At 68.5% G+C, this 18,445-nt stretch carries 31 protein-coding genes and 2 tRNA genes; 13 read left to right on the forward strand and 20 right to left on the reverse strand.

Annotation, left to right across the window (positions count from 1 at the left end):
- Nucleotides 1-13 precede the first annotated feature (13 nt).
- Nucleotides 14-2,452: a DNA topoisomerase (ATP-hydrolyzing) subunit B gene (gyrB, locus tag EV668_RS07080; RefSeq protein ID WP_133769079.1), complete on the reverse strand. Its 2,439-nt coding sequence runs from the start codon at nt 2,450-2,452 to the stop codon at nt 14-16.
- 445 nt (nt 2,453-2,897) lie between these two features.
- Nucleotides 2,898-3,308 carry a L,D-transpeptidase gene (locus EV668_RS07085; protein ID WP_133769080.1) on the reverse strand — a complete coding sequence of 137 codons (411 nt, stop codon included), beginning with the start codon at nt 3,306-3,308 and terminating at the stop codon, nt 2,898-2,900.
- Between the two features lie 195 nt (nt 3,309-3,503).
- Between EV668_RS07085 and EV668_RS07090 the strand changes: the two genes are divergently transcribed.
- A tRNA-Leu gene (locus EV668_RS07090) sits at nt 3,504-3,588 on the forward strand.
- A gap of 35 nt (nt 3,589-3,623) precedes the next feature.
- Here the strand turns inward: EV668_RS07090 and EV668_RS07095 are convergent.
- The 16 genes from EV668_RS07095 to EV668_RS07165 all read right to left on the reverse strand — a co-directional run bounded on the left by EV668_RS07095 (nt 3,624) and on the right by EV668_RS07165 (nt 9,896).
- On the reverse strand, nt 3,624-4,676 hold the full coding sequence (locus EV668_RS07095; RefSeq protein ID WP_166652371.1) for a tyrosine-type recombinase/integrase: 1,053 nt from the start codon (nt 4,674-4,676) through the stop codon (nt 3,624-3,626).
- Nucleotides 4,677-4,684: 8 nt separating this feature from the next.
- Entirely contained in the window at nt 4,685-4,891 is a 207-nt protein-coding gene (locus tag EV668_RS24705) for a hypothetical protein (protein ID WP_166652372.1), read from the reverse strand.
- A complete protein-coding gene (locus tag EV668_RS24710; protein ID WP_166652373.1) occupies nt 4,891-5,172 on the reverse strand; it encodes a hypothetical protein in 282 nt (93 codons plus the stop codon). Before EV668_RS24710 ends, EV668_RS24705 begins: the two co-directional genes overlap by 1 nt.
- A complete protein-coding gene (locus tag EV668_RS07105) occupies nt 5,169-5,477 on the reverse strand; it encodes a hypothetical protein (protein ID WP_133769083.1) in 309 nt (102 codons plus the stop codon). Before EV668_RS07105 ends, EV668_RS24710 begins: the two co-directional genes overlap by 4 nt.
- A complete protein-coding gene (locus EV668_RS07110; protein ID WP_133769084.1) occupies nt 5,477-5,659 on the reverse strand; it encodes a KGG domain-containing protein in 183 nt (60 codons plus the stop codon). The genes EV668_RS07105 and EV668_RS07110 overlap by 1 nt, the downstream gene beginning before the upstream one ends.
- A complete protein-coding gene (locus tag EV668_RS07115; RefSeq protein ID WP_133769085.1) occupies nt 5,652-5,849 on the reverse strand; it encodes a hypothetical protein in 198 nt (65 codons plus the stop codon). Before EV668_RS07115 ends, EV668_RS07110 begins: the two co-directional genes overlap by 8 nt.
- The gene (locus tag EV668_RS07120; RefSeq protein ID WP_133769086.1) at nt 5,846-6,454 is read right to left on the reverse strand and encodes a J domain-containing protein; all 609 of its coding nucleotides are present in this window, start codon (nt 6,452-6,454) and stop codon (nt 5,846-5,848) included. The genes EV668_RS07115 and EV668_RS07120 overlap by 4 nt, the downstream gene beginning before the upstream one ends.
- Entirely contained in the window at nt 6,451-6,720 is a 270-nt protein-coding gene (locus tag EV668_RS07125) for a hypothetical protein (protein ID WP_133769087.1), read from the reverse strand. The genes EV668_RS07120 and EV668_RS07125 overlap by 4 nt, the downstream gene beginning before the upstream one ends.
- Nucleotides 6,717-6,965 (reverse strand): hypothetical protein, encoded by a 249-nt coding sequence (locus EV668_RS07130; RefSeq protein WP_133769088.1) that lies wholly within the window; start codon nt 6,963-6,965, stop codon nt 6,717-6,719. Before EV668_RS07130 ends, EV668_RS07125 begins: the two co-directional genes overlap by 4 nt.
- The gene (locus EV668_RS07135) at nt 6,962-7,366 is read right to left on the reverse strand and encodes a hypothetical protein (RefSeq protein WP_133769089.1); all 405 of its coding nucleotides are present in this window, start codon (nt 7,364-7,366) and stop codon (nt 6,962-6,964) included. Before EV668_RS07135 ends, EV668_RS07130 begins: the two co-directional genes overlap by 4 nt.
- Nucleotides 7,366-7,596 carry a hypothetical protein gene (locus tag EV668_RS07140; RefSeq protein ID WP_133769090.1) on the reverse strand — a complete coding sequence of 77 codons (231 nt, stop codon included), beginning with the start codon at nt 7,594-7,596 and terminating at the stop codon, nt 7,366-7,368. The genes EV668_RS07135 and EV668_RS07140 overlap by 1 nt, the downstream gene beginning before the upstream one ends.
- On the reverse strand, nt 7,593-8,099 hold the full coding sequence (locus EV668_RS07145) for a hypothetical protein (protein WP_133769091.1): 507 nt from the start codon (nt 8,097-8,099) through the stop codon (nt 7,593-7,595). The genes EV668_RS07140 and EV668_RS07145 overlap by 4 nt, the downstream gene beginning before the upstream one ends.
- Nucleotides 8,096-8,377, reverse strand: coding sequence for an acyl carrier protein (locus tag EV668_RS07150; protein ID WP_133769092.1), 282 nt, complete (start codon nt 8,375-8,377; stop codon nt 8,096-8,098). Before EV668_RS07150 ends, EV668_RS07145 begins: the two co-directional genes overlap by 4 nt.
- On the reverse strand, nt 8,374-8,601 hold the full coding sequence (locus EV668_RS07155; RefSeq protein WP_133769093.1) for a hypothetical protein: 228 nt from the start codon (nt 8,599-8,601) through the stop codon (nt 8,374-8,376). The genes EV668_RS07150 and EV668_RS07155 overlap by 4 nt, the downstream gene beginning before the upstream one ends.
- 129 nt (nt 8,602-8,730) lie before the next feature.
- Complete coding sequence (locus tag EV668_RS07160) at nt 8,731-9,522, reverse strand: hypothetical protein (protein WP_133769094.1); 792 nt, start codon at nt 9,520-9,522, stop codon at nt 8,731-8,733.
- A gap of 2 nt (nt 9,523-9,524) precedes the next feature.
- Entirely contained in the window at nt 9,525-9,896 is a 372-nt protein-coding gene (locus EV668_RS07165; protein ID WP_133769095.1) for a helix-turn-helix domain-containing protein, read from the reverse strand.
- Nucleotides 9,897-9,946: 50 nt separating this feature from the next.
- On the opposite strand from EV668_RS07165, the gene EV668_RS07170 reads away from it, so the two are divergent.
- The 8 genes from EV668_RS07170 to EV668_RS07205 all read left to right on the forward strand — a co-directional run bounded on the left by EV668_RS07170 (nt 9,947) and on the right by EV668_RS07205 (nt 14,707).
- On the forward strand, nt 9,947-10,156 hold the full coding sequence (locus tag EV668_RS07170) for a helix-turn-helix domain-containing protein (RefSeq protein WP_133769096.1): 210 nt from the start codon (nt 9,947-9,949) through the stop codon (nt 10,154-10,156).
- Complete coding sequence (locus EV668_RS07175; protein WP_133769097.1) at nt 10,153-10,428, forward strand: hypothetical protein; 276 nt, start codon at nt 10,153-10,155, stop codon at nt 10,426-10,428. Before EV668_RS07170 ends, EV668_RS07175 begins: the two co-directional genes overlap by 4 nt.
- A complete protein-coding gene (locus tag EV668_RS07180) occupies nt 10,425-11,009 on the forward strand; it encodes a hypothetical protein (RefSeq protein WP_133769098.1) in 585 nt (194 codons plus the stop codon). Before EV668_RS07175 ends, EV668_RS07180 begins: the two co-directional genes overlap by 4 nt.
- A 119-nt stretch (nt 11,010-11,128) precedes the next feature.
- The gene (locus EV668_RS07185; RefSeq protein ID WP_133770042.1) at nt 11,129-11,380 is read left to right on the forward strand and encodes a DUF2312 domain-containing protein; all 252 of its coding nucleotides are present in this window, start codon (nt 11,129-11,131) and stop codon (nt 11,378-11,380) included.
- Nucleotides 11,377-11,592 carry a hypothetical protein gene (locus EV668_RS07190; protein WP_133769099.1) on the forward strand — a complete coding sequence of 72 codons (216 nt, stop codon included), beginning with the start codon at nt 11,377-11,379 and terminating at the stop codon, nt 11,590-11,592. Before EV668_RS07185 ends, EV668_RS07190 begins: the two co-directional genes overlap by 4 nt.
- Entirely contained in the window at nt 11,589-12,782 is a 1,194-nt protein-coding gene (locus EV668_RS07195; protein WP_208111486.1) for an MT-A70 family methyltransferase, read from the forward strand. The genes EV668_RS07190 and EV668_RS07195 overlap by 4 nt, the downstream gene beginning before the upstream one ends.
- A 355-nt stretch (nt 12,783-13,137) precedes the next feature.
- Entirely contained in the window at nt 13,138-14,109 is a 972-nt protein-coding gene (locus EV668_RS07200; protein WP_133769101.1) for a hypothetical protein, read from the forward strand.
- 139 nt (nt 14,110-14,248) lie between these two features.
- The gene (locus tag EV668_RS07205) at nt 14,249-14,707 is read left to right on the forward strand and encodes a hypothetical protein (RefSeq protein ID WP_133769102.1); all 459 of its coding nucleotides are present in this window, start codon (nt 14,249-14,251) and stop codon (nt 14,705-14,707) included.
- Here the strand turns inward: EV668_RS07205 and chrA are convergent.
- Nucleotides 14,690-15,931 (reverse strand): chromate efflux transporter, encoded by a 1,242-nt coding sequence (chrA, locus tag EV668_RS07210; RefSeq protein WP_133769103.1) that lies wholly within the window; start codon nt 15,929-15,931, stop codon nt 14,690-14,692. The two genes, EV668_RS07205 and chrA, sit on opposite strands and share 18 nt — an antisense overlap.
- 270 nt (nt 15,932-16,201) lie before the next feature.
- Between chrA and EV668_RS07215 the strand changes: the two genes are divergently transcribed.
- Nucleotides 16,202-16,960: a DUF6456 domain-containing protein gene (locus tag EV668_RS07215; RefSeq protein WP_133769104.1), complete on the forward strand. Its 759-nt coding sequence runs from the start codon at nt 16,202-16,204 to the stop codon at nt 16,958-16,960.
- On the opposite strand, the gene EV668_RS07220 is transcribed toward EV668_RS07215, so the two are convergent.
- Complete coding sequence (locus EV668_RS07220; protein WP_133769105.1) at nt 16,957-17,244, reverse strand: hypothetical protein; 288 nt, start codon at nt 17,242-17,244, stop codon at nt 16,957-16,959. The genes EV668_RS07215 and EV668_RS07220 overlap by 4 nt on opposite strands.
- A gap of 172 nt (nt 17,245-17,416) precedes the next feature.
- Between EV668_RS07220 and EV668_RS07225 the strand changes: the two genes are divergently transcribed.
- From EV668_RS07225 to EV668_RS24715, 3 genes are all read left to right on the forward strand, one after another.
- On the forward strand, nt 17,417-17,791 hold the full coding sequence (locus tag EV668_RS07225; RefSeq protein WP_166652374.1) for an HIRAN domain-containing protein: 375 nt from the start codon (nt 17,417-17,419) through the stop codon (nt 17,789-17,791).
- Nucleotides 17,791-17,988 (forward strand): hypothetical protein, encoded by a 198-nt coding sequence (locus EV668_RS07230; RefSeq protein WP_133769107.1) that lies wholly within the window; start codon nt 17,791-17,793, stop codon nt 17,986-17,988. The genes EV668_RS07225 and EV668_RS07230 overlap by 1 nt, the downstream gene beginning before the upstream one ends.
- Before the next feature lie 306 nt (nt 17,989-18,294).
- Nucleotides 18,295-18,377, forward strand: a tRNA-Pro gene (locus tag EV668_RS24715).
- Nucleotides 18,378-18,445: the final 68 nt, after the last annotated feature.

Below are 18,445 nucleotides of genomic sequence, written 5' to 3' on the forward strand. Positions count from 1 at the left end.
TTCGAGAGAAGTGTCAGACGTCGAGGTTGGCGACGGAGAGGGCGTTTTCCTGAATGAACTCGCGCCGCGGTTCGACGACGTCGCCCATCAGTTTCACGAACAGGTCGCCGGCATCCTCCGAATCCCGGACCCTGACCTGAAGGAGCGAGCGCACGTCGCGATCGAGGGTCGTCTCCCAGAGCTGCTGAGCCGTCATCTCGCCGAGACCCTTGTAGCGCTGGAGCTGGATGCCCCGCCGGCCGTGCCCCGTCACGGCCTCGAACAGAGAGAGGGGTCCGGCGACGGGAAACTGCTGGTCCTTGCGGATGAGGACGGCCGGGCCACCATAGATCTGTGCCAGAGCCTCGTGACGGTCGTGCAACCTCTTCGCCTCCTGCGAGGCGACGAGAAGCTGGTCGAGATGCGCGGCCTGGGTCACGCCGCGCACGGTCCGGACCAGCACGTAGCCGCCCTCGAGAGCTTCACCGCCCCAGCCGCGCTCGGTGTCGTCCGCGAGCGCATCGAGCCGCTCCGCAAGGGCGGCGGCGGTCTGCCCGGCGCGGTCCGGATCGTTGGCGACGTCCTCCGAGAGAGCGCCTGCGACGGCGGCCTGCTCGATGATGACGCGGTCGTAGCGGGAATGCAGCGAGGACAGGATCTGGCGGATCACCCGTGCCTCGTCGATCAGCGTCCGGAGCTGAGGGCCGGAGAACTCGGTGCCGTTCTCGAGCCGCAGCACGACGCCGTCGGAACCCGCCTCGATCAGGTAGTCCTCGAGCGCGCGCTCGTCCTTCAGATAGACCGCGCTCTTGCCTCGGCTCGCTTTGTAGAGCGGCGGCTGGGCGATGTAGAGGTGGCCGCGCTCGATCAGCTCCGGCATCTGCCGGAAGAAGAAGGTCAGGAGCAGCGTCCGGATATGGGCGCCGTCGACATCCGCATCGGTCATGATGATGATGCGGTGGTAACGCAGCTTGTCGGGATTGAAGGCGTTCGGGCCGTCGCCCCGGCCGATCCCGGTGCCGAGCGCCGTGATGAGCGTGCCGATCTGTTCGGACGACAGCATGCGCTCGAACTGCACCCGCTCGACGTTCAGGATCTTGCCGCGGAGCGGCAGGACGGCCTGGAACGAGCGGTCGCGGCCCTGCTTGGCCGAGCCGCCGGCGGAATCACCCTCGACCAGCAGCAATTCGGACTTGGCCGGATCGCGCTCGGAGCAATCGGCGAGCTTGCCGGGGAGGGAGGCGATGCCGAGCGGGTCCTTCCGCACGGTCTCGCGCGCCTTACGCGCGGCCTCGCGAGCCCGCGCCGACTGAACGACCTTCGCGACGACCTTCTGCGCCTCGGCGGGGTGCTCCTCGAGCCAGGCCGACAGGCCCTCGTTGAGGATGCTCTCGACCACGGGGCGGACTTCAGACGAGACCAGACGATCCTTGGTCTGCGAGGAGAATTTCGGATCCGGCACCTTCACCGAGACGATGGCGGTCAGCCCCTCGCGGCAATCGTCGCCCGTCAGCGTCACCTTCTCCTTCTTGGTGAGGCCGGACGAATCCGCGTAGCCGTTCACCTGCCGGGTGAGGGCGCTCCGGAAGCCGGTGAGGTGGGATCCGCCATCGCGCTGGGGGATGTTGTTCGTGAAGCAGAGGACCGATTCGTAGAACGAATCGTTCCACCAGAGCGCGACCTCCGCCGAGATCCCGTCCTTCTCGGCGCGCACGACGACCGGCTTCTCGAGCAGGGGCGTCTTCGAGCGGTCGAGATAGCGCACGAAGGCCTCGACGCCGCCTTCGTAGGACAGCTCCTCGCGCTTGACGTCGCCGTGCCGGCTGTCGGTCAGGACGATCCGGACGCCGGAATTCAGGAAGGCGAGTTCGCGTAGTCGCTTCTCCAGCGTCTGGTAGTCGAACTCGACGATGCTGAAGGTCGCGGGGGAGGGGAGGAAGGTCACTTCCGTCCCGCGCCGCCCCTCGGACGGTCCCACGACTTCCAGCGGCGCGACGCTGTTGCCGTTGCGGAATTCGATGAAGTGCTCGCGGCCCTCGCGCCAGATCCGGAGCCTCAGGAAATCCGACAGCGCGTTGACGACCGACACACCGACGCCGTGCAAACCGCCGGACACCTTGTAGGCGTTGCCACTCTCGGCGGTGTTCTCGAACTTCCCGCCCGCATGGAGCTGGGTCATGATGACCTCGGCCGCCGAGATGCCCTCCTCGGCATGGATGCCGGTCGGGATGCCGCGGCCGTTATCCGAGACGGTGCAGGAACCATCGGGGTTCAGCGTGATGCCGACTTCGGTCGCATGGCCGGCCAGGGCCTCGTCGATCGCGTTGTCGACGACCTCGTAGACCATGTGATGGAGGCCCGAGCCGTCGTCGGTGTCGCCGATATACATGCCCGGCCGCTTGCGGACCGCGTCGAGGCCCTTCAGCACCTTGATCGAATCGGCGCCGTACGCGTCCGGCGTGAACTCTGCCATTCGTGATTCCTGACCTATTGGCCGATCGCAGGCCGGCGCTCGCGCGCGGGCGATCGAATCTCATACGCTTCTTTACCCCCCGGCCCTACGGATTTCACCATGAGCCTCGGGCCGCGCCTGTGGGCCGCGGGCACCGCGTCGCGCGTCGGCGTGCAGGGCCGGGTTAAGCGGCCGTCGTCAGGCAGGATCAGAGCGTCGACACCACGACGCCAAGACCGAATATCGTCGTGAAGAAAATGACGAGACCGGCAAGTCTCCCGATCGGGAGCGTCTGAGCTCGACGTTCCATATAAAACGCATCGTGACGCAACGCGCTCGATCCTGTGAAAATGTGGTGATCGTGGCTTCCTAAGGGCGTTATCCACACTTGTCCACAGCGAAGAGCCTGACCTCCTCTTTCGCGGGTGAGTTGCGACCTTTCCCTGTTCGATGCCGGCGACCTGCCTCATGGCGCGACGACGACGCGGGCGCCGCCATGCCGACGTGTCAGCTGAAAGAGCGTGCGGGCATTGCCGGTCGCGAGCCTGACGCAGCCGTGGCTCGCCGGACGCCCCAGCATGCCGACCGCTCCCGTGCCGTGGATGGCATATCCGCCGCGGAAGAAGAGGGCATACGGCATCGGAGACATTCCGTATTTCCGCGAATGCCACATCCGCTCCATGCGCTGGACGCGATAGGAGCCCACCGGCGTCACGTATCCGCGCCGGGCCGTCGAGACGGGCCAGCGATAGGCGAGCGCGCCGTCGACATAGACCTGCATGCGCTGGCTGGAGTTGCTGATCCTGGCGACCACCGACGCCTCGGCGGCGGCCGTCGACAGCAACAGAAGGGAGAGGGCGAGGGGAAGGCGGGGCATGGACGCGCTCACGACCGGATTCGCCGCCCGGCGGCGAAACCGCTGCTGTTCCGCATCCCGCGCCAGGGTCGTCCCGCGACCTCGATCTGTAAAGCGATCCGCCCCGTCCTCGTCAGGCACGGTTAAAAACCCTGAGCGAAACCCATTGACGCCCCGGCCGCCGCCGCTTACACGACCGGCCTCGCCTCACGGCGGGCCCAGGTGGCGGAATTGGTAGACGCGCTGGTTTCAGGTACCAGTGGTGCAAGCCGTGGAGGTTCGAGTCCTCTCCTGGGCACCATCACCTCTCATTAGAGGCTGATGTTGCTAAGTTTTTCACGATGACTCCCGCACCTTGGTCAAGGGTGCGGGCAAAACAGGCGCCGATCGGGCGAGCCTCGCGTTGTCCGCGGTCCGCACGTAGGTGGCGCTTTCGCGGCTTCCTTGAGCCCATCCGAACAGCGCGTTGAGCTGCGCTTCGGTCGCGCCGGCCTCGGCAGCGCGGCGGGCTCCCGCCTTGCGGAGGCCATGTGCGGAGCCCGGGACGCCCGCTTTCTTGCAGACCTTCTTGAACCAGGTCCCGAAGCTTTCCTTCGACCCGAAGGGCGCGCCACGCTCGGTGACGAGGAACGCCAGATCTCCGGTCGGCGCCGCCGCGATCGAGACGGCGAGGGGGTGGAGAATCGGTCGCGTGACGACGGCGCCGGTCTTCTCCGTCCGAATCGAGAATTCGTCTCCGCGCACGTGCTGACGGCCGAGGCGCACCGCGTCGCCCCGCCGCAGGCCCGTGTAGAGGAGCAGATCGAAGGCCAGACGCTGACGTGAGCCGAGCGGCCATCGCTTCTCGAAGCGCGCTACCTCGTCTTCCGTCCAGGCGTGAAAACCGACATCGTCATGCTCGCCGGTGAGCAGCTTGATGTCGCTCGTCGGATTGACCGTGACGTGCCTGCGCGCCACGGCCCAACCGAAGAGACCGCGCATCGCCTTCAGGAAGTTGTTGGCCGCATGCGGCCGGTCCTTTCGCGCATCCCGGCCCGCCAGGACCGAGGCATGGTTGACGGCCTTGAGCGACTTCGTGCCGCTCTTCGCTTCGACCTGCCGATAGACCGCATGGCGCTGCTTGCGCGTCGCCGGGCTGAGGTCCGACCACTCGGCGCTCTCGACATAACGGGCGATCAGCCAGGACAGGGTGCCAGCGGCCGGCGCCCCGGGCTTCGTCACGGCCTTGCCGGCGAGGCCCGCGCGATAGGCGTCCCAGAAGGCTTCGGTGCCGTACTCATCCGGAAGCCGAATGCGGCGGCCGCGGCCGCCATCGGTGCGGACATACCAGACGACACGTTCGTGTCGCGTGACCTCGCGCAAGAGATGGGGCGGCCGCGTGCGGGGCATGGAGCCGATCATAGGGGGATGATCGTCTCCGAGTCAGCCTCCGCCTCGACGTCACGTCGCTCGCCCTCGGCTGACCGGCTCACCGTCCCGCTGGTCTCGACCACGACGCCGTCTCGGGTGACGACGATGCGCAGGATCGGCAGGCCGGCCGCCTGCGCCGCGCGGATCGTGCGGGCGATGTCGGCCTGCGTCACGGGGGCGGGGCGGGCGCCCATCACAGCGCTCCCGTAGCGGCCGGCGCGGCCGCGTCCCATTCCCGGTCCTGGGCTTCTCGACGGGTCCGACGTGCGGCCTCGGCCGCGGCCTGTTCGCGCGCGAGGCGCCATTTCTCGACCCGGCGCACGGCCGTCGGGCCGGGGACAAACCAGCGCCAGTTCGCCGCCGGCTTCGCCTTCGGGAAGTCGCGGCGGAATGCGCGATACTCTGCCCACGGGCGGCCGGGGCAGAAGCTGATGAGGGCACCACCATTGACCGTTTCGATCTCGACGAGGCTCACGACGCCGTCTTCCTCGGCCGGCGCGAGAAGTCGGAGGACGGAAAATCCTTGATCGCCAGCATCTCACCGGGATCGAGCGCGCCCTCGGCGCCGACCTGGGTGAGCCAGAAGAGATCGTCGCCACCGGTGAGCGGGCTGCCCGGGCGCCGGCACGCCAGGCCGTCGCGCAGCAGCCCCAGCCAGGCCTCGTGATCGGGGCCGGACCCGACGACGTAATGGTTGCGCCAGGATCGCTTGTCGGCATGCGGCAGGCCGAGGGCGTGGCGCGCCAGCTCACGCTCGTGGGCGGAGAGGTCGCGTGCCATCACTCGGGCTCCTTGGCGGGCGTCTTGCGGGAGGCGAGGCCGCCGTTGCGACCGGCGGCCTTGGCGAGATCGCGGTCGCGCGAGAAGGCGCGGTTCTCGGCGCGGACGGCGAGGCCGCCCTTGCGGGCCAGGGCCGCACGCCGCTCGGGCGAGAGAGAGGCGAAGCCGCGGCGGCTAGACATGCCGGCCTCCTTTAGCCGGACGGCGACGATCGCTGCGGAAGCCGAGGCGGTCGAGGCCGGCCTCGGTCACGATCGGGCGGGAGCGCCGGACAGCGAGCAGGCCACGCTTGCAGAGCAGGGCGACCTGCTGCGGTCGGATGCGGTTGCCTCTCGCGATCGCGGCAAGAGCGGCGTCGAGCGATATCGTCATGACCTCTCCTTTTGGGCTTGGGCACGCGCGGCATTCAGCTCGGCCATGGCACCGGCCGAGCCGCCGACGTCGGGATGGTGGATGGCCGCGAGGCGGCGGAAAACGGCCTCCACCTCATGGAGAGAGGCAGCGGGCGAGACCCCAAGGACCTCGTGCCACGGCCGGCCGCCCGGCGGCGGCAGCGCGGCGAAGCCGGCGAAGGCCCGCTCCATCATGATGCCGCCGCCATGGCGCTCGAGCTGGCGCATCGCCGCGATCGCGAGCGTCAGGGAGCGCATGTTCTCTTCGGCCCGGACGTAGCGATCGCAGGCCATTACGTAGGGGCGCCCGTTGCGGCGCATGTACAGAGCGACGCCCTCGTCGATCGGGCGGCCCTTCGCCGCCGTCGGATCGCCGCCGGCCGTGAGGCGAAAATTGGTCGAGAGCACCGTCTCCCAGGAGCGGGAGCCGAGGCGGGAGGCTTCCTCCATGAGCGCATTCCGGGCCGCCGCGAAGGTCCAGAGCTTGCGGTCGGAACGCTTGAAGCGATGGCGGCCGTCGATGCGATCGGACGCCAGCGTGCGGGGCCAGCCCTGCGGCCAAGCGAGCGGGTAGCCCGTCGTCACAGGGTCAGCTCCAATTGGCGGGGGCGAGGCGACCGGCTGGCGGCTGCGATCGCCGCGCGGCTGGCGGCCTCGCTCGGCGAGAAACAGGGCTCGCCGGCCCACCAGAAGACGTCGAGCGGGCGGGCGTGGCCGGTCGGGCGAATGCGCCGGCGCTCGAGTCGCGGATCGGTCTCGCTCACATGCACCGTGATCGAGCCGCCAGCCTCGGTGCGCAGGTGGTCGACGAAGCGCCAGCGGGCGCGCAGGATCCGCGGCGTCCGGGTCACAGCGGCAAGCCCAGCTGGATCGGCATGCCGGCGAGACGGCGCAGGGCCGTTCGGAGATCCGGCTGCTCCTCGTCGTCGACGGCCCAGATCACCGCGTGACCCGCGCCGGCGCGATCGATGGTGATGCGGCTCAGACGCGGATACTCGCGATAGGCGTCGACGATCTGTCGAGTTCCATCCGGCAGCCGCCGGCGCGCCTTGCGCTGAATCACACAACCGCGAAGGTCGACCGCCGGCCGGCTCACAGCATCCTCCCCGCGCCGGCGCCGCCGATCGCGCGGGCGATGTCGCCGGCGGCCTTTTCCAGGGGCTTCACGTCCAGCGCGCGCATCATCGCATTCAGGGCGACGAGCTGGGCGAGGATGGCTCTCAGCAGCTCGATCTCGAGGGCCGGTGGCTCGTCTTGCCTCTCCGCCGGCTGCAGCTCGTCGCGGATGGTCGCAAGCGCGCCGGCCGCCTCGCCGAGGGCGAAGACAATCGGGAGGTTGCGGGCGCGGAGCGGCTCGGGCCCGAGTTGCTCGGCGAGGGCCGCCGCTTCGGCTGCGTCGAGCTCGACGATCAGCGTCGGCCGGCGGTAGGAGCCGAGGCCCTTGTTGACGTCTCCAAGCCGGTGGACATGGCCGCGAAAGGTACGGGACAGCGACATCAGCGGCGCTCCAGAGGACCGAACAGAGGGGGCGGGAGGGGCGGCGCCTTGGGCGCGCGCGGATAGGACAGCCCGGCCTCGCGGATCATCGCGTGCTGCTGCAAAGCGAGCACCGCGAGGGTGACGGTCTCGCGCGTCGAGACGCGGACCGCATTGCGGGACGGATCGCGCAGAATGCGCTCGGCCGCGTCGAGCACGTCTTCGAGGAGGAGGAGGCGCGCCCCGCTCATGCGCTTGGCTCCGGCTCAAGCCGGACTTCTTCGACAGGGCGACTTCCCGTCGCCAGTTCTCGCTCGACCCGTTCGGCGTGGTTCGCGATGCTCGCCATGAGTAGCTTCGCCGGCAACCCGCCGTCTCCAACCCCGGAGGCCATGGCGACGACCTCGAACGCGGTTGCCTTGCAGAACGCGAGGATAGTCTCGGTTGGCGCCGTCGATCGATCGAGTTCCCGTGCGACGGCGATCCCTCGCGCTTCGCGCATCGCGATCGATAGCCGAGCGAAGATTCCGAGCGGTCCCGGGGCGTTCATCGATTCCCTGTCGGGAGAGCACACCATCATTGCCCGAACCTTGTCCTCGTTGGGGGTCAGGCTCGGCCGGCCCGGCACCCGGTCGAGGCGGCGCTCGATATCGTCGGCGATGGCGCGGGCGAGATCGGGTGCGGCATTGCCGTGCTGGTAGCTGCGGAGGGCGTGCATGGCCCCGAGCAGGAGGTCGCGATCGGCGGGGCTCATGCCGGCGCTCCGAGCTTGGCCTCGACGAGCGCGACGACGTCGCCGACGGTGCTGCTGTCGTCGAAGGCGTCGACGTCGATGGCGTGGTCGTCGAGCTCGAACTCGTCCTCGAGGAGGATACCGATCTCGATGAGGTCGACGCTGTCGGCGCCGAGATCGTCGACGAGGCTCGCATCGTCGCGCAGGGTGTGGCGATCGACACCCAGGACCTCGTCCAGGATGCGGTGGATCGTGGCCTTGCGATGGAGCACGGCGCTCGCGTCCGGCGCCAGGCTCATGCCGCCACCTGCAACTGGGCGCAGGCGGCGCCGGTGCGTTGGGCGCGGCGGCGGCGAACCTCGGCGAGGGCCTCATCGAGCCCGGCCGCGACGATGGCGGCGCGGATGCCGCCCTCGATCAGAACCAGGATGCAGGCGCGCTCATCGGCCGGGTCGGCCAGAGAGGCGTCGAGTCGATCGGCGAGAGGGTCGGTGAAGCGGTCAGAACAACGAATCTGAGACATGGGCCGTCTCCGTGGACGGCTCAAAGTTGCGCCTCATGTAACAACTAGTCAAGCTGTTTTTACACGTAGCGTAACCCCGATTATTGGCGAGCGCGATCGGCCCCAGAACGCTTGTTTTTGGAAGCCTCCCTAGCGATGTCGAAGTTGCGTGGGGCGCTCGTTCGACGACGGTGCCCCCTTGCCAGCCTCAAAGTAAAAAAAGGCCGTCACGGCGATCAGAAGAGCTGTGATGATGATGGTCCCGCACACCGTGAACAGGACAGTCAGGAGCAGATTGCGGGCCGCCTTGGCCGGCTTCACGATTACCGCATCGCCGGCGGCTCCTACGCCTCGAGACACCGCCAAGGCGGGCCTCACGACGACGTGATCGACCAGGCTGGCCCCGGCCTGCCCGGCTGCGGACGCGGCGCCACCGACAAAATCGACCGCCGCGCCCGCTCCCGCAACAACGCCTTTCGTCGCGGAGGCCGAGGATGCAGCGGCCAGATCCGCGGCGGATAGAACCGCGTTGCCCGCGAAGCGCCCGCCCGCTTGAGCGGCGTCCACAGCGACGGCGGCTCCGGTCGTCACGCCGACCTTCGCCGCCTTGGCGTATTCGGTCACTTGGTCGAATGCACCCCCGGCAAGCCGCGCGCCCTGATCGGCGAAGGTCCCGACTTTCCCAAGCCCTTGCGACGCCAGGTCGGTCGCACTCGCGAGCCCCTGCCGAATCGTGACAGGAACTGCGTCAAGCAGGCTCCCCGCCGGCTCGGCCGACGCGTGGAAGGCGGGGATTTCGGGCTGGATGGGAACCGCCTGGACGAAGGACGTCGATTCCTCGGCGAGCACGATCTCGACGGCGTCGAGATCTAGAACGGGTGCCTCGGCGGCCTCGACCGGCGCCACAGCAGAAGCGCGAAGCCGGCGGAAGCGCCTCAGCACGATCAGGCGTCCGTGCCAGTCTTCAGGATGATCCGGGCCATGTCCGTGATCTGCCTCTTCTCCAGCGGCTGCGCCTGCTTCCACAGCTCCCACAGCGCCTCGGTATCGCTCAGCGGAGGCATCAGCAGATTTGCGGGCTCGGTTCCGAACAGCTTGGCGAGCGCCTCCAGCATCCGCTGACCATAAGGCTGATCTCCGGTCTCTAGGCGCGAGATCGTGGCCTTCGAAACGCTCAGCTCTTCAGCGACCTGCTCTTGCGAGTACCCGCGATGGACTCGCCACTCGCGGATGTAATGGCGCTTGGAACTTGGTTTGAAGGGCCGGCCCATGCGGATGAAGTTACACCGCACGTAACGTGGCGTCGTCGCCGCCACGCGCAATAACGCTTGACTCTATTGTTACACGACGTGCAACTACTCGAGTCATGACCCATCCGCTGCGCCGATTCCGGAAGAGCGAAAACCTCACGATCGAACAGATCGCGGGGCGTGCTGGGCTGTCGAAGGCGACCGTCTCACGGATCGAGCGGGACCTCCAAAAGACCACGGAGGCGACGATCCGCCGGCTCATCCAGGCTAGCGAAGGAAAGCTGACGGCGAACGACTTCATCGCCACCTCCGAGGCCGCCGAATGACGGGCACCGTGCTCCTTCTCCTCGGCGCTTGGATGGCCGGCATGGCCTGCGGCCTGGCGCTCGGCCGGCTTCTGGCCCCACGGCCCCGCGGCACGCCGATCGCCCGCGATCCGAGCGAGGACGACGCGGATCTCGCGCTCGGCGAGGTCGTCCTGGTCTCGGTGCCGTCCGGCGATGCCGCGCGTGTCGATGTGGCGCTTGCCGCCCGTCGCCGCCCGAACCGGACGCCGCTCCTCGACGGCCTGCGGCAGCCGATGGCGGCCGGATCGTGAGCGAGCTGCGCTCCCTGTCGCTCGAGGCGGCGATCGTCGGCGCCGTCGCGCTGCAAACGGCCGGCCGCCTGATCTCGGCCCGGCCCTCCCTGCCGTCGCTGCCCGCCCTCCCGGCCATGCCGGCCTTTCCGGCGCTGCATCTGCCTTCCTTCCGGCTGCGCCCGAGCGGTCTCTGGATCCCGGCGGCACCGGCCATCCTCTCCTCCCCATCGCCGTCCGAATCCGGCGCGGGCGCGAGCCGGGTCCGGACGCAGGCCTGGAAAAATCTCGTCGACCAGGACGGCCTGGTCGCGTTCCTGCGCGCCCGGCACCCGACCAAGACGGCCGCGCATGTGGCCGCGGCGACGGGTGAGCCGCTGGAGACGGTGCGCAAATGGCTGCGGCACGAGACCCGGCCCGGCATGCGGGCCCTGCTCGTCCTCGTCTGCGTCTACGAGCTGCCGCTGGTCGAGGCGTGCCTGCGCCGCCACCCCGACTGGATCGTCCGCGCCCGGGAGGATGCCGGCCGCCACGTCCTCGCCGCCGAGCTGCGCGCCTTCTGGCCGCGGATCGAGGCGGCGCTCGGCGAGGCGCAGCGATGAGCCTCGTGCGCTGCCTCCTCGAAGCCGTCGCCCGCCTGCCGGGCTCGCTGCGCGCGGCGATGGCGCGCGCCCTGCGGAGGGAAGCCTAGATGGACATGCGCACGCCCGGCGCGACCAGCATGGCCGACATCGTCGAATCCGGCGTCGCCGCCGAGGAACTCAAGGCCTTCGTCGAGCGCATCGAGCGGCTCGAGGAGGAGAAGGCCGCCATCGCCGACGACATCAAGGAGGTCTTCTCCGAGATGAAGGGCCGCGGCTTCGACACCAAGGTCACGAAGAAGATCCTGCGGATCCGGAAACAGGACCACGAAGAGCGGCAGGAGGAGGAGGCGATCCTGGATCTCTACATGCAGGCGCTGGGGATGACATGAGCGAGTTGACCTTCTCCCCGGAGCAACTGGCGCTCGATCCGCTCGAACTGAAGATCCGCCCCTTCGGCCGCGACGGCTGGTCGATCGCGCGCAAGACGGCGCCCGTGCCGATGTCCGCCGTCGACATCGTCCGCCTCTTCGATACGGCCGGCGCGGCCCATGATTGGCTCGCCGCCCTCGGTGCCGCCCGGGATGTGCGACGATGCGCATGACGAAGCCCGTCATTCGCCTCGGCCGGCGCTACCGCCAGGATCTCGGCGACCTCAGCGGCCTCGCCGCCTCGATCCGCGCCCGCGGCCTCATCCAGCCGATCGTCATCGCGCCGGACGGCACGCTGCTCGCCGGCCGCCGGCGCCTCGAGGCCTGGCGCCTCGCCTTCGGGCTCGACGCGCAGCCGCCGGTCCGCGTCGTCGAGGGGCTCGACGCCGTCGCGGCCGAGTTCGACGAGAACGTCCACCGGCTCGCGCTCAAGCCCTCGGAACAGGTGGCGCTGATGCGCGACCTGACGCCGGCGATCGCCGCCGCCGCGCGCGAGCGCCAAAAGACCCTCGGCCGCAGCCACGGCTCGCCGACCGTGTCGACCCCTTCGGAGTCATTTACGCCGAAGGGGTCCCTGCAAGAGCCGCCGCGCGGCCGGACGCGGGACATCGTCGCCGGCCTCCTCGGCGTCTCGGCCGCGAAGCTGGCCCGGGCCGCGCAGGTGGTGGCGGCGGCCGAGGCCGAGCCGGAGCGGTTCGGCCGGCTGCAACGGGACATGGACCGGACCGGGAAGGTCGACGGTCCCTTCCGGCGCCTCGTCGTCATGCGCCAGGCGGCCGAGATCCGCGCCGAGCCGCCGCCGCTGCCCTCGCGCGGGCCCTATCGCGTGATCGCGGCCGATCCGCCCTGGCCGTTCGACGCCGATCGCGAGGACCCGTCCGACCGGGGCACGCACCCCTATCCGCAGATGTCCTACGAGGCGATCGAGGCGTTCATGCGGAACGCGATCGGGGCTATCGGCCACCGGGATCTCGCTGTCTGGTTCTGGACGACGAACCATCACATGGGCCGGGCCTATCTCATCCTCGCCGCGCTCGGCCTCGAGGTGAAGACGGTCCTCACCTGGGGGAAGGACAAGATCGGCCGCGGCCAGTACCTGCGCGAGCAGACCGAGCATTGTCTCGTCGCGGTGCGCGGAAAGCCCCTCTTCCAGCTCTCGGCCGAGTCGACGCTGATGATGGCGCCCCGCCGCGCCCATAGCGAGAAGCCCGCGGCCTTCTACGAGCTGGTCGAGCGCGTCTGCCCGGCGCCCCGCTACGCCTGTCTCTTCTCGCATCTGCAGGCCCCCCGCGAGCGCTGGGATCAGCACTCGACGGAGAACGATGCGGAAGCCCGCGCCACCCTGCGGGAGGCGGTGGCGTGACGTCGCTGGGCATCCCTCCGAATCCCGACCTGGGATCCTGACCGATGGGCTTTCGGGCGATCCTCCGATGGACGCTCTGGAGCCCACCTCTCACCGGAAATGAGAACGAATCGGCATCGCCGCGTCCTGTGATCCAGGCTTCGGCGCCGAGTCATCCCTGCCGCACGGACGGGCATCGTCTCCCGCCGGCGCGCGGGCCTCCGTGAGAGAGTGGGACCCGCCGGCGCGCCAACGCCGACGGGCCCCGGGCCCAGCCGCCTATCCCCGCGCGTCCGCCTTTCGGCGGCGTCCATCGCTTGGGTTTCGGGACCGACCCGATTCCCTCAATGAGCCTTTGCGTGCCCGGCGAATAGCCATGCTCGCGAAGGCCGCGCGCCGGCGCCTGGCCCTTCACCCCTTCACGATCACAGCCGGCCGTCGCGTCTCGCCGCGCACGGTCTTCCGATTCCGCGAACCCGCCAGGGCGGGCGCGCGGCGCGCCGGCACGCCCGCCCGGAAAGCCACCGCTTTCCGGAACGGCGTCCTGTTGCCCGGCGCCATCATGGATTCAGGGGTTCAGACGCAGGAGCAGCGGCTCTCGGACGAGGGCTGCGCTCGCCAGCGCTATTACTTTGAGCAGGCCGTTCAGGCCGCGCGATCGGGGCCTTGGGACAGCCTGAAAGGCGTCCGAGGCGGCGTGTGGGCCCGGTTCTCGGAGGGGAAGCTCACCGAAGGCCAGGTGGGCTATCTCGTCGAGATCCTGGAGGCGCGGCTCAAACCGGCCGAGAAGCCGCCCGCGAAGGCGCGGAATCCCGACAGTTTCGTCGGCTCGCGGCCGATCACGCCCGAGAGCCTCGAGCGCCGGCGGCGACTGTCCCGCGAAACCTTCGTCCATCCGCAGGATTCCGAGGAACTGACGAACGGCGAGGCGGCCGTCCTCTCCATCGTGCTCGAGGAGGTGATGAAACTCGGCCGCTGCCTTCTGCCCGTTGGCAAGATCGCGGCGCTCGCGGGCGTGTCCCGCCGCTGGGCCCAGCACGCGCTGCGCAAGCTCGAATCCCTTCTCTATCTCTGCGTCCAGATCCGCCCGGGCGATCGGCGCCGGCACGAGACCAGCGTCGTCACGCTCCATCCCTCCCGCGGTGCCCTGCGGGGCCGCCTCGAGGCTGTGAAGAAGTGGTGGAGAGGGCGCGGCGGCCTTCAGGGCATAGGGCGAAGTTTAGTTCGCACCACGCGCCTGAAGACACATGAGCGGCATCCCGCTTCGCGGGATAACACTGTTGAAAGGGCGCCTTCGGCGCCGATGAGGCTCGGCGGGAGGAGCACCGCAAGGCCCGTGCCGACCTGACGACGGCCGAACGGCACGCATTCACGGGGTTTCGGGGCGCTTTTGGGGGGCGGGGACACCGCTCCGAGGCGGAGCCGTGGCCGGAAATGCATAAAATGCATGGCCCGACGCGAATTCGGCTCCATATTGCAGGGGCATCATGCCCGACCGCATCAGGTCTTTAGACGACGTCTGCGAGGTCCTCGCCGAGCTGTTCCGAGGCCATGGCGCCTTCGTGTCGACACCGGGCGAGGTCGAGAGCCAGGTGAACTGGCGGCGGCGCTTCCTGATGCACGATCTCCCGGCTTGGCGCGCCCTCGTGCTGCGCGCCCAGGCCGAGGCCGGCGGCTTCTCGGCCGCCGGCCGGGCCCGAGGCCTCGGCTGGACGCGGAGCCGCTTCGAACGCGCTTGGCGCCGCGGCGCGGCGGCGATCGTCGAGGGGATCGCGCGCGAGCGCGTCAACGCGGCCGCGATCGATGCCGGGCTCGCGGCCGAGGACCGGCTCGAGGCCGCCGGACGGCTGGTGAAGGTGGCAATCCAAGACGCCCCGTCGTGCCGAACTGCCGTGGCTCCGTCTGAACGGCTGGCATCGCGTCCGCGGCTATGGGCCGATCAGTAGTTTACCCGCCAACCCAGCAATGGTGACGGCAACAACCATAAGCCAAGATGGCGCCTTCCACACCACCAGGGCGACGAAGCCAATCACGGCGATGGCAAAGTCGATTGGTGACAAAACTGCGCTTGTCCAGACGGGATTATAGAACGCCGCTCCGAGGATCCCAACCACGGCAGCGTTGGTGCCTTTCAGTCCCGCTTGAGCCCAGGATTGATGCCGCAAGGCATTCCAGAATGGAATGGCGCCGGCGAGCAGAAGGAAGCCAGGCACGAAGATCACGATCAGACAGATCATCGCTCCGATCAGACCGTTCGGCTCCGGCGTCATGGCGAACCCGAGATAGGACGCGAAGGTAAACAGTGGCCCGGGGACCGCTTGTGCTGCGCCATATCCGGCGAGAAAATCGTTGGTGCTGACCCAACCCGTCCTGACAACCTCGGTTTCCAGCAGCGGGAGCACAACGTGACCACCACCAAAGACTAGGGCCCCTGACCGGTAGAACACGTCAATCAATTTCAAGGGCTGCCATCCAGATGGCCCAGCGAGCAGCGGAAGCCCGAACAGCAGGCCAAAAAAGAGTATGAGGCACGTCACGCCCACACGCTTGGTAATATTGAACGCGAGTTGGACGGGTTGTTGAGCGGTATCGGTTCGGCAAAACCAAAATCCTGCGATTGTACCAAATGCGATAGCGAGTATCTGGCCCAGAGCGGTTGGCGCCAAGACTGCGATCAAGATCGCAAAGAGCGCAATTGCAGCGCGTGGTCGATCGGGGGTCAGGCTCTTGGCCATGCCCCAAATAGCCTGAGCTACGATGGCAACGGCTACCAGCTTAAGTCCGTGAATCAGGCCCTGGCCGACAGGTCCATCGAACAGGCCGGCGAGTGACGCAAAAGCGATCAGCAGGATCGCCGATGGCATTGTGAATGCCAGCCAAGCTGCAGCCGCCCCTAGAGGCCCAGCGCGCAGAAAGCCGAGTGCAAAACCGACTTGCGAAGATGCTGGACCGGGCAAAAATTGGCACAGGGCGACCAGGTCAGCATATCCCTGTTCGTTGACCCATCTCCTGCGAACGACCAGCTCTTCGCGAAAGTAACCAAGGTGGGCGATGGGGCCACCGAATGACGTCAACCCAAGTTTTAGGAAGGCAAAAAATACTTCTGCAGGCGTGCCGTAGGACGTTCTTGTGTTATTGGTTGCTTTATGGGCCACATCAGGGATAGTCATGTTCGCGTGCCTTGCCGCTCCGTTTTTCGTCGAATACTAGGTTGTCGTAACATCTTCATGGCAATCCTACGCCTAGATCCAGACGCGAGGAAAGCCACGCGTTGTATGTAGCGACGGCCTGCAATCCACGGGCATTAGATGCGAAGCCGACAGTCCGCTTGCCGCCCGGAGACGAAGTTCAAACGTATCGCGACCGGCAGCCAGAACTTGACAGCGGAACAAGCGGCAAGGTGCTGATTCTCGCAGAGCAGCGGGGATCGCTTCGTCGTCATGGGTAAACGGAAAGCCAAGGTTAGTCTCGCACCCATTCGCGGCCTCGTCCCGATCGCGATGCCCGGCCAGGACGGCCCGACGCCGGAGCGGCTGGCGAAGCTGCCAGGCGTCACCATCATCCAGCGCAACAGCGGACATAAGATCGTGGCCCGGGACCCGGCAGTGCGCTCCCCCGTGGGCGCGGACGGGATCGTGCGTGTCACGCAGAGCTCTCTCGACCGCCTCGCCGTCCAAGGGCGGCTCGATCCGGACGTCTATCGGAACGCGAAGCTCTTCGAGACCGGCGATCAGCTGCGGCAGCATTGGTATCTCGCCGGGCTCGATGCCGGGCCGGGCTCGATCGACCTCGAGCGCTCGGGCGGGGGCAGCGGCCACCCGGCCTGGATGACGCCCTCGACCGAGAGCGCGGCCTATCACCGTCACCGCTTCCGGGCCGCCCGGGACGGGATGGAGCGCGGCCATTGGCAGATCCTTTTCGGGATCTGCTGCGGCGAGGCGACGCTCGAGGCGGCCGGGCGCGAGGCGGGTTTCGCCAATCGCGGCGCGGCCGCGGCCGTGGCCATCGACCGCCTGCGGCGCGGGCTCGAGCTGCTCGCCATCGCCTGGGGCATCCTGCCGCCGAAGCCGGCGAACGACGACGTCGTCAACCCGGCCGCGCAGGTGCGCGCCCGCGTGGTCGAGGGCGACGAGGTCGACCGGATCGTCGACCGGCTTGTGATCGCGAACGCGGCCGAGCGGGTGCGGGAGGCGGGCTAGGCGGCGCCGGCGTCCTCTCGGGGAAAAAGGTAGCGCTCGACCCAGGCCAGCGCCTCGTCCCGATCCTCATCGCGCTCGGTGGTGCAGATCACGCGGGCGCGCTCCCTCAGGGTGATGCGTGCGCCCCGAAATGTGCGAACGGCGCCGGCGAAGGCGGCCCGCCCCGTCTGGAGATCGAACGAGACCGCGATCAGGCGTAGATGTTTGTCCTCGGGGCTCCAGAGGTCGATGCGGTACGGATTGAACCGCTCCTTCTCCCGGCTCAGATCCCAGCTGTCGACCATGTGGCCCTCCGGCTAATGAGAACAGACGCGGAACATCATGCATCCGGCCCGCGCGCGCAATGTCGGGTCCGGTTGACGACGTCGGCGCTGGACCTGTAAGAGCGGCCCCGATGAGAACTTGCGTCCGGAGCCGAATCGGTGTCCGGGCGTTTTCGTGTCCGGAGGGCGCCGCGTGAAGACAGCGACCTACCCGTCCGGCATCGTCGGGCTTCCCTTTCCGAGCGAGACCGGCCGGCCCTGCCGCGACGTCGTGCTCGAGCTGCTCTCGCCGGGTGACGTCGTCACGCTGCGGCGCGACCCGGAGAACACGCACGATCCGGATGCCATCGCGGTCTATGCCTATGACGGGCGCGAGCATCGCCATTGCGGCTTCGTGCCGGCCCGGCATACGGGCTGGATCGGCGAGCAGCTGGATGCCGGCCGCGGCCTCGAGGCGACGGTCGGCGACTTCCTCTACGAGGGACGCACCCTGAAGGGCGTCGACCTCGAGATCACCCTCGATCGCGCGCCCGCTGTTGCGGGTTCGCGCCGAACCATGCCCGGCTGATGTCCCCGGCGGCGGCGAGCGAGATCGAGGCCATCGCCGCCTCGCTCGCCCGCATGCCGCTCGCCGACCGGCGCCGGCCGGACTTGCCGCACGAGATCCGCTCCGACCTCGTCCAGCGCCTGCGCCAGGTGCTGCGGAGCGAGGGCAAACGCCCCGCGCTGCCGCCCTTGCCGGGCCGGCGCTTCCCCACACGATAAGATTTGCGGCCTCGACCGAGGCGGCGAAGATTATCGGCCCCGACCGCGGATGTAACGGCGGGGCAACCCCATTCACCTAGGCCTCCGGGCCGGAACCGCGCAGCCGGGACCGGAGCCCCCGGAGGCCGACATAAGAGCCGTCTTTCCTTCCCGGGCTGCGCCGGTGCGGAGAGATATCGCCCCGTGCTCGATGCATCGGCGGGGTGGGAGGCGTGCAGGATGCATCCGCCGCCGGCCGCCCAGAGATCCGCGCGCCGGCGGACAGTTTCGGCCTTCGGGCCAACCGAGGTGGCGCCCTCATTCGGTGGAGGTCGGAAGCGGGTGGCAGCGCCATGCTTCCGGAAATGCACGGCGCGCCGTGCCGCAGGTTCGAATCCTGCCGCCTATCGTCTTCGATCGAGCGCCCGGGGCAGACACCCTCGCGAGCTGCGCGTTATCCTCGGCCCGACGCGGCCTC

The organism is Enterovirga rhinocerotis (assembly GCF_004363955.1).
GTDB lineage: Bacteria > Pseudomonadota > Alphaproteobacteria > Rhizobiales > Beijerinckiaceae > Enterovirga > Enterovirga rhinocerotis.

Bases quoted from the DNA above. Each gene is read 5' to 3' on its own strand.
- EV668_RS07190 (WP_133769099.1), top strand. From the start codon at position 11,377: ATGAGCGAGTTGACCTTCTCCCCGGAGCAACTGGCGCTCGATCCGCTC.
- EV668_RS07215 (WP_133769104.1), top strand. From the start codon at position 16,202: ATGGGTAAACGGAAAGCCAAGGTTAGTCTCGCACCCATTCGCGGCCTC.
- EV668_RS07200 (WP_133769101.1), top strand. From the start codon at position 13,138: ATGCTCGCGAAGGCCGCGCGCCGGCGCCTGGCCCTTCACCCCTTCACG.
- EV668_RS07155 (WP_133769093.1), bottom strand. From the start codon at position 8,601: ATGTCTCAGATTCGTTGTTCTGACCGCTTCACCGACCCTCTCGCCGAT.
- EV668_RS07140 (WP_133769090.1), bottom strand. From the start codon at position 7,596: ATGAGCGGGGCGCGCCTCCTCCTCCTCGAAGACGTGCTCGACGCGGCC.
- EV668_RS07170 (WP_133769096.1), top strand. From the start codon at position 9,947: ATGACCCATCCGCTGCGCCGATTCCGGAAGAGCGAAAACCTCACGATC.
- EV668_RS07145 (WP_133769091.1), bottom strand. From the start codon at position 8,099: ATGAGCCCCGCCGATCGCGACCTCCTGCTCGGGGCCATGCACGCCCTC.
- EV668_RS07185 (WP_133770042.1), top strand. From the start codon at position 11,129: ATGGCCGACATCGTCGAATCCGGCGTCGCCGCCGAGGAACTCAAGGCC.
- gyrB (WP_133769079.1), bottom strand. From the start codon at position 2,452: ATGGCAGAGTTCACGCCGGACGCGTACGGCGCCGATTCGATCAAGGTG.
- EV668_RS07175 (WP_133769097.1), top strand. From the start codon at position 10,153: ATGACGGGCACCGTGCTCCTTCTCCTCGGCGCTTGGATGGCCGGCATG.
- EV668_RS07195 (WP_208111486.1), top strand. From the start codon at position 11,589: ATGACGAAGCCCGTCATTCGCCTCGGCCGGCGCTACCGCCAGGATCTC.
- EV668_RS07220 (WP_133769105.1), bottom strand. From the start codon at position 17,244: ATGGTCGACAGCTGGGATCTGAGCCGGGAGAAGGAGCGGTTCAATCCG.
- EV668_RS07135 (WP_133769089.1), bottom strand. From the start codon at position 7,366: ATGTCGCTGTCCCGTACCTTTCGCGGCCATGTCCACCGGCTTGGAGAC.
- EV668_RS24705 (WP_166652372.1), bottom strand. From the start codon at position 4,891: ATGGGCGCCCGCCCCGCCCCCGTGACGCAGGCCGACATCGCCCGCACG.
- EV668_RS07095 (WP_166652371.1), bottom strand. From the start codon at position 4,676: ATGCCCCGCACGCGGCCGCCCCATCTCTTGCGCGAGGTCACGCGACAC.
- EV668_RS07115 (WP_133769085.1), bottom strand. From the start codon at position 5,849: ATGACGATATCGCTCGACGCCGCTCTTGCCGCGATCGCGAGAGGCAAC.
- EV668_RS07205 (WP_133769102.1), top strand. From the start codon at position 14,249: ATGCCCGACCGCATCAGGTCTTTAGACGACGTCTGCGAGGTCCTCGCC.
- chrA (WP_133769103.1), bottom strand. From the start codon at position 15,931: ATGACTATCCCTGATGTGGCCCATAAAGCAACCAATAACACAAGAACG.
- EV668_RS07150 (WP_133769092.1), bottom strand. From the start codon at position 8,377: ATGAGCCTGGCGCCGGACGCGAGCGCCGTGCTCCATCGCAAGGCCACG.
- EV668_RS07105 (WP_133769083.1), bottom strand. From the start codon at position 5,477: ATGGCACGCGACCTCTCCGCCCACGAGCGTGAGCTGGCGCGCCACGCC.
- EV668_RS07085 (WP_133769080.1), bottom strand. From the start codon at position 3,308: ATGCCCCGCCTTCCCCTCGCCCTCTCCCTTCTGTTGCTGTCGACGGCC.
- EV668_RS07230 (WP_133769107.1), top strand. From the start codon at position 17,791: ATGTCCCCGGCGGCGGCGAGCGAGATCGAGGCCATCGCCGCCTCGCTC.
- EV668_RS07110 (WP_133769084.1), bottom strand. From the start codon at position 5,659: ATGTCTAGCCGCCGCGGCTTCGCCTCTCTCTCGCCCGAGCGGCGTGCG.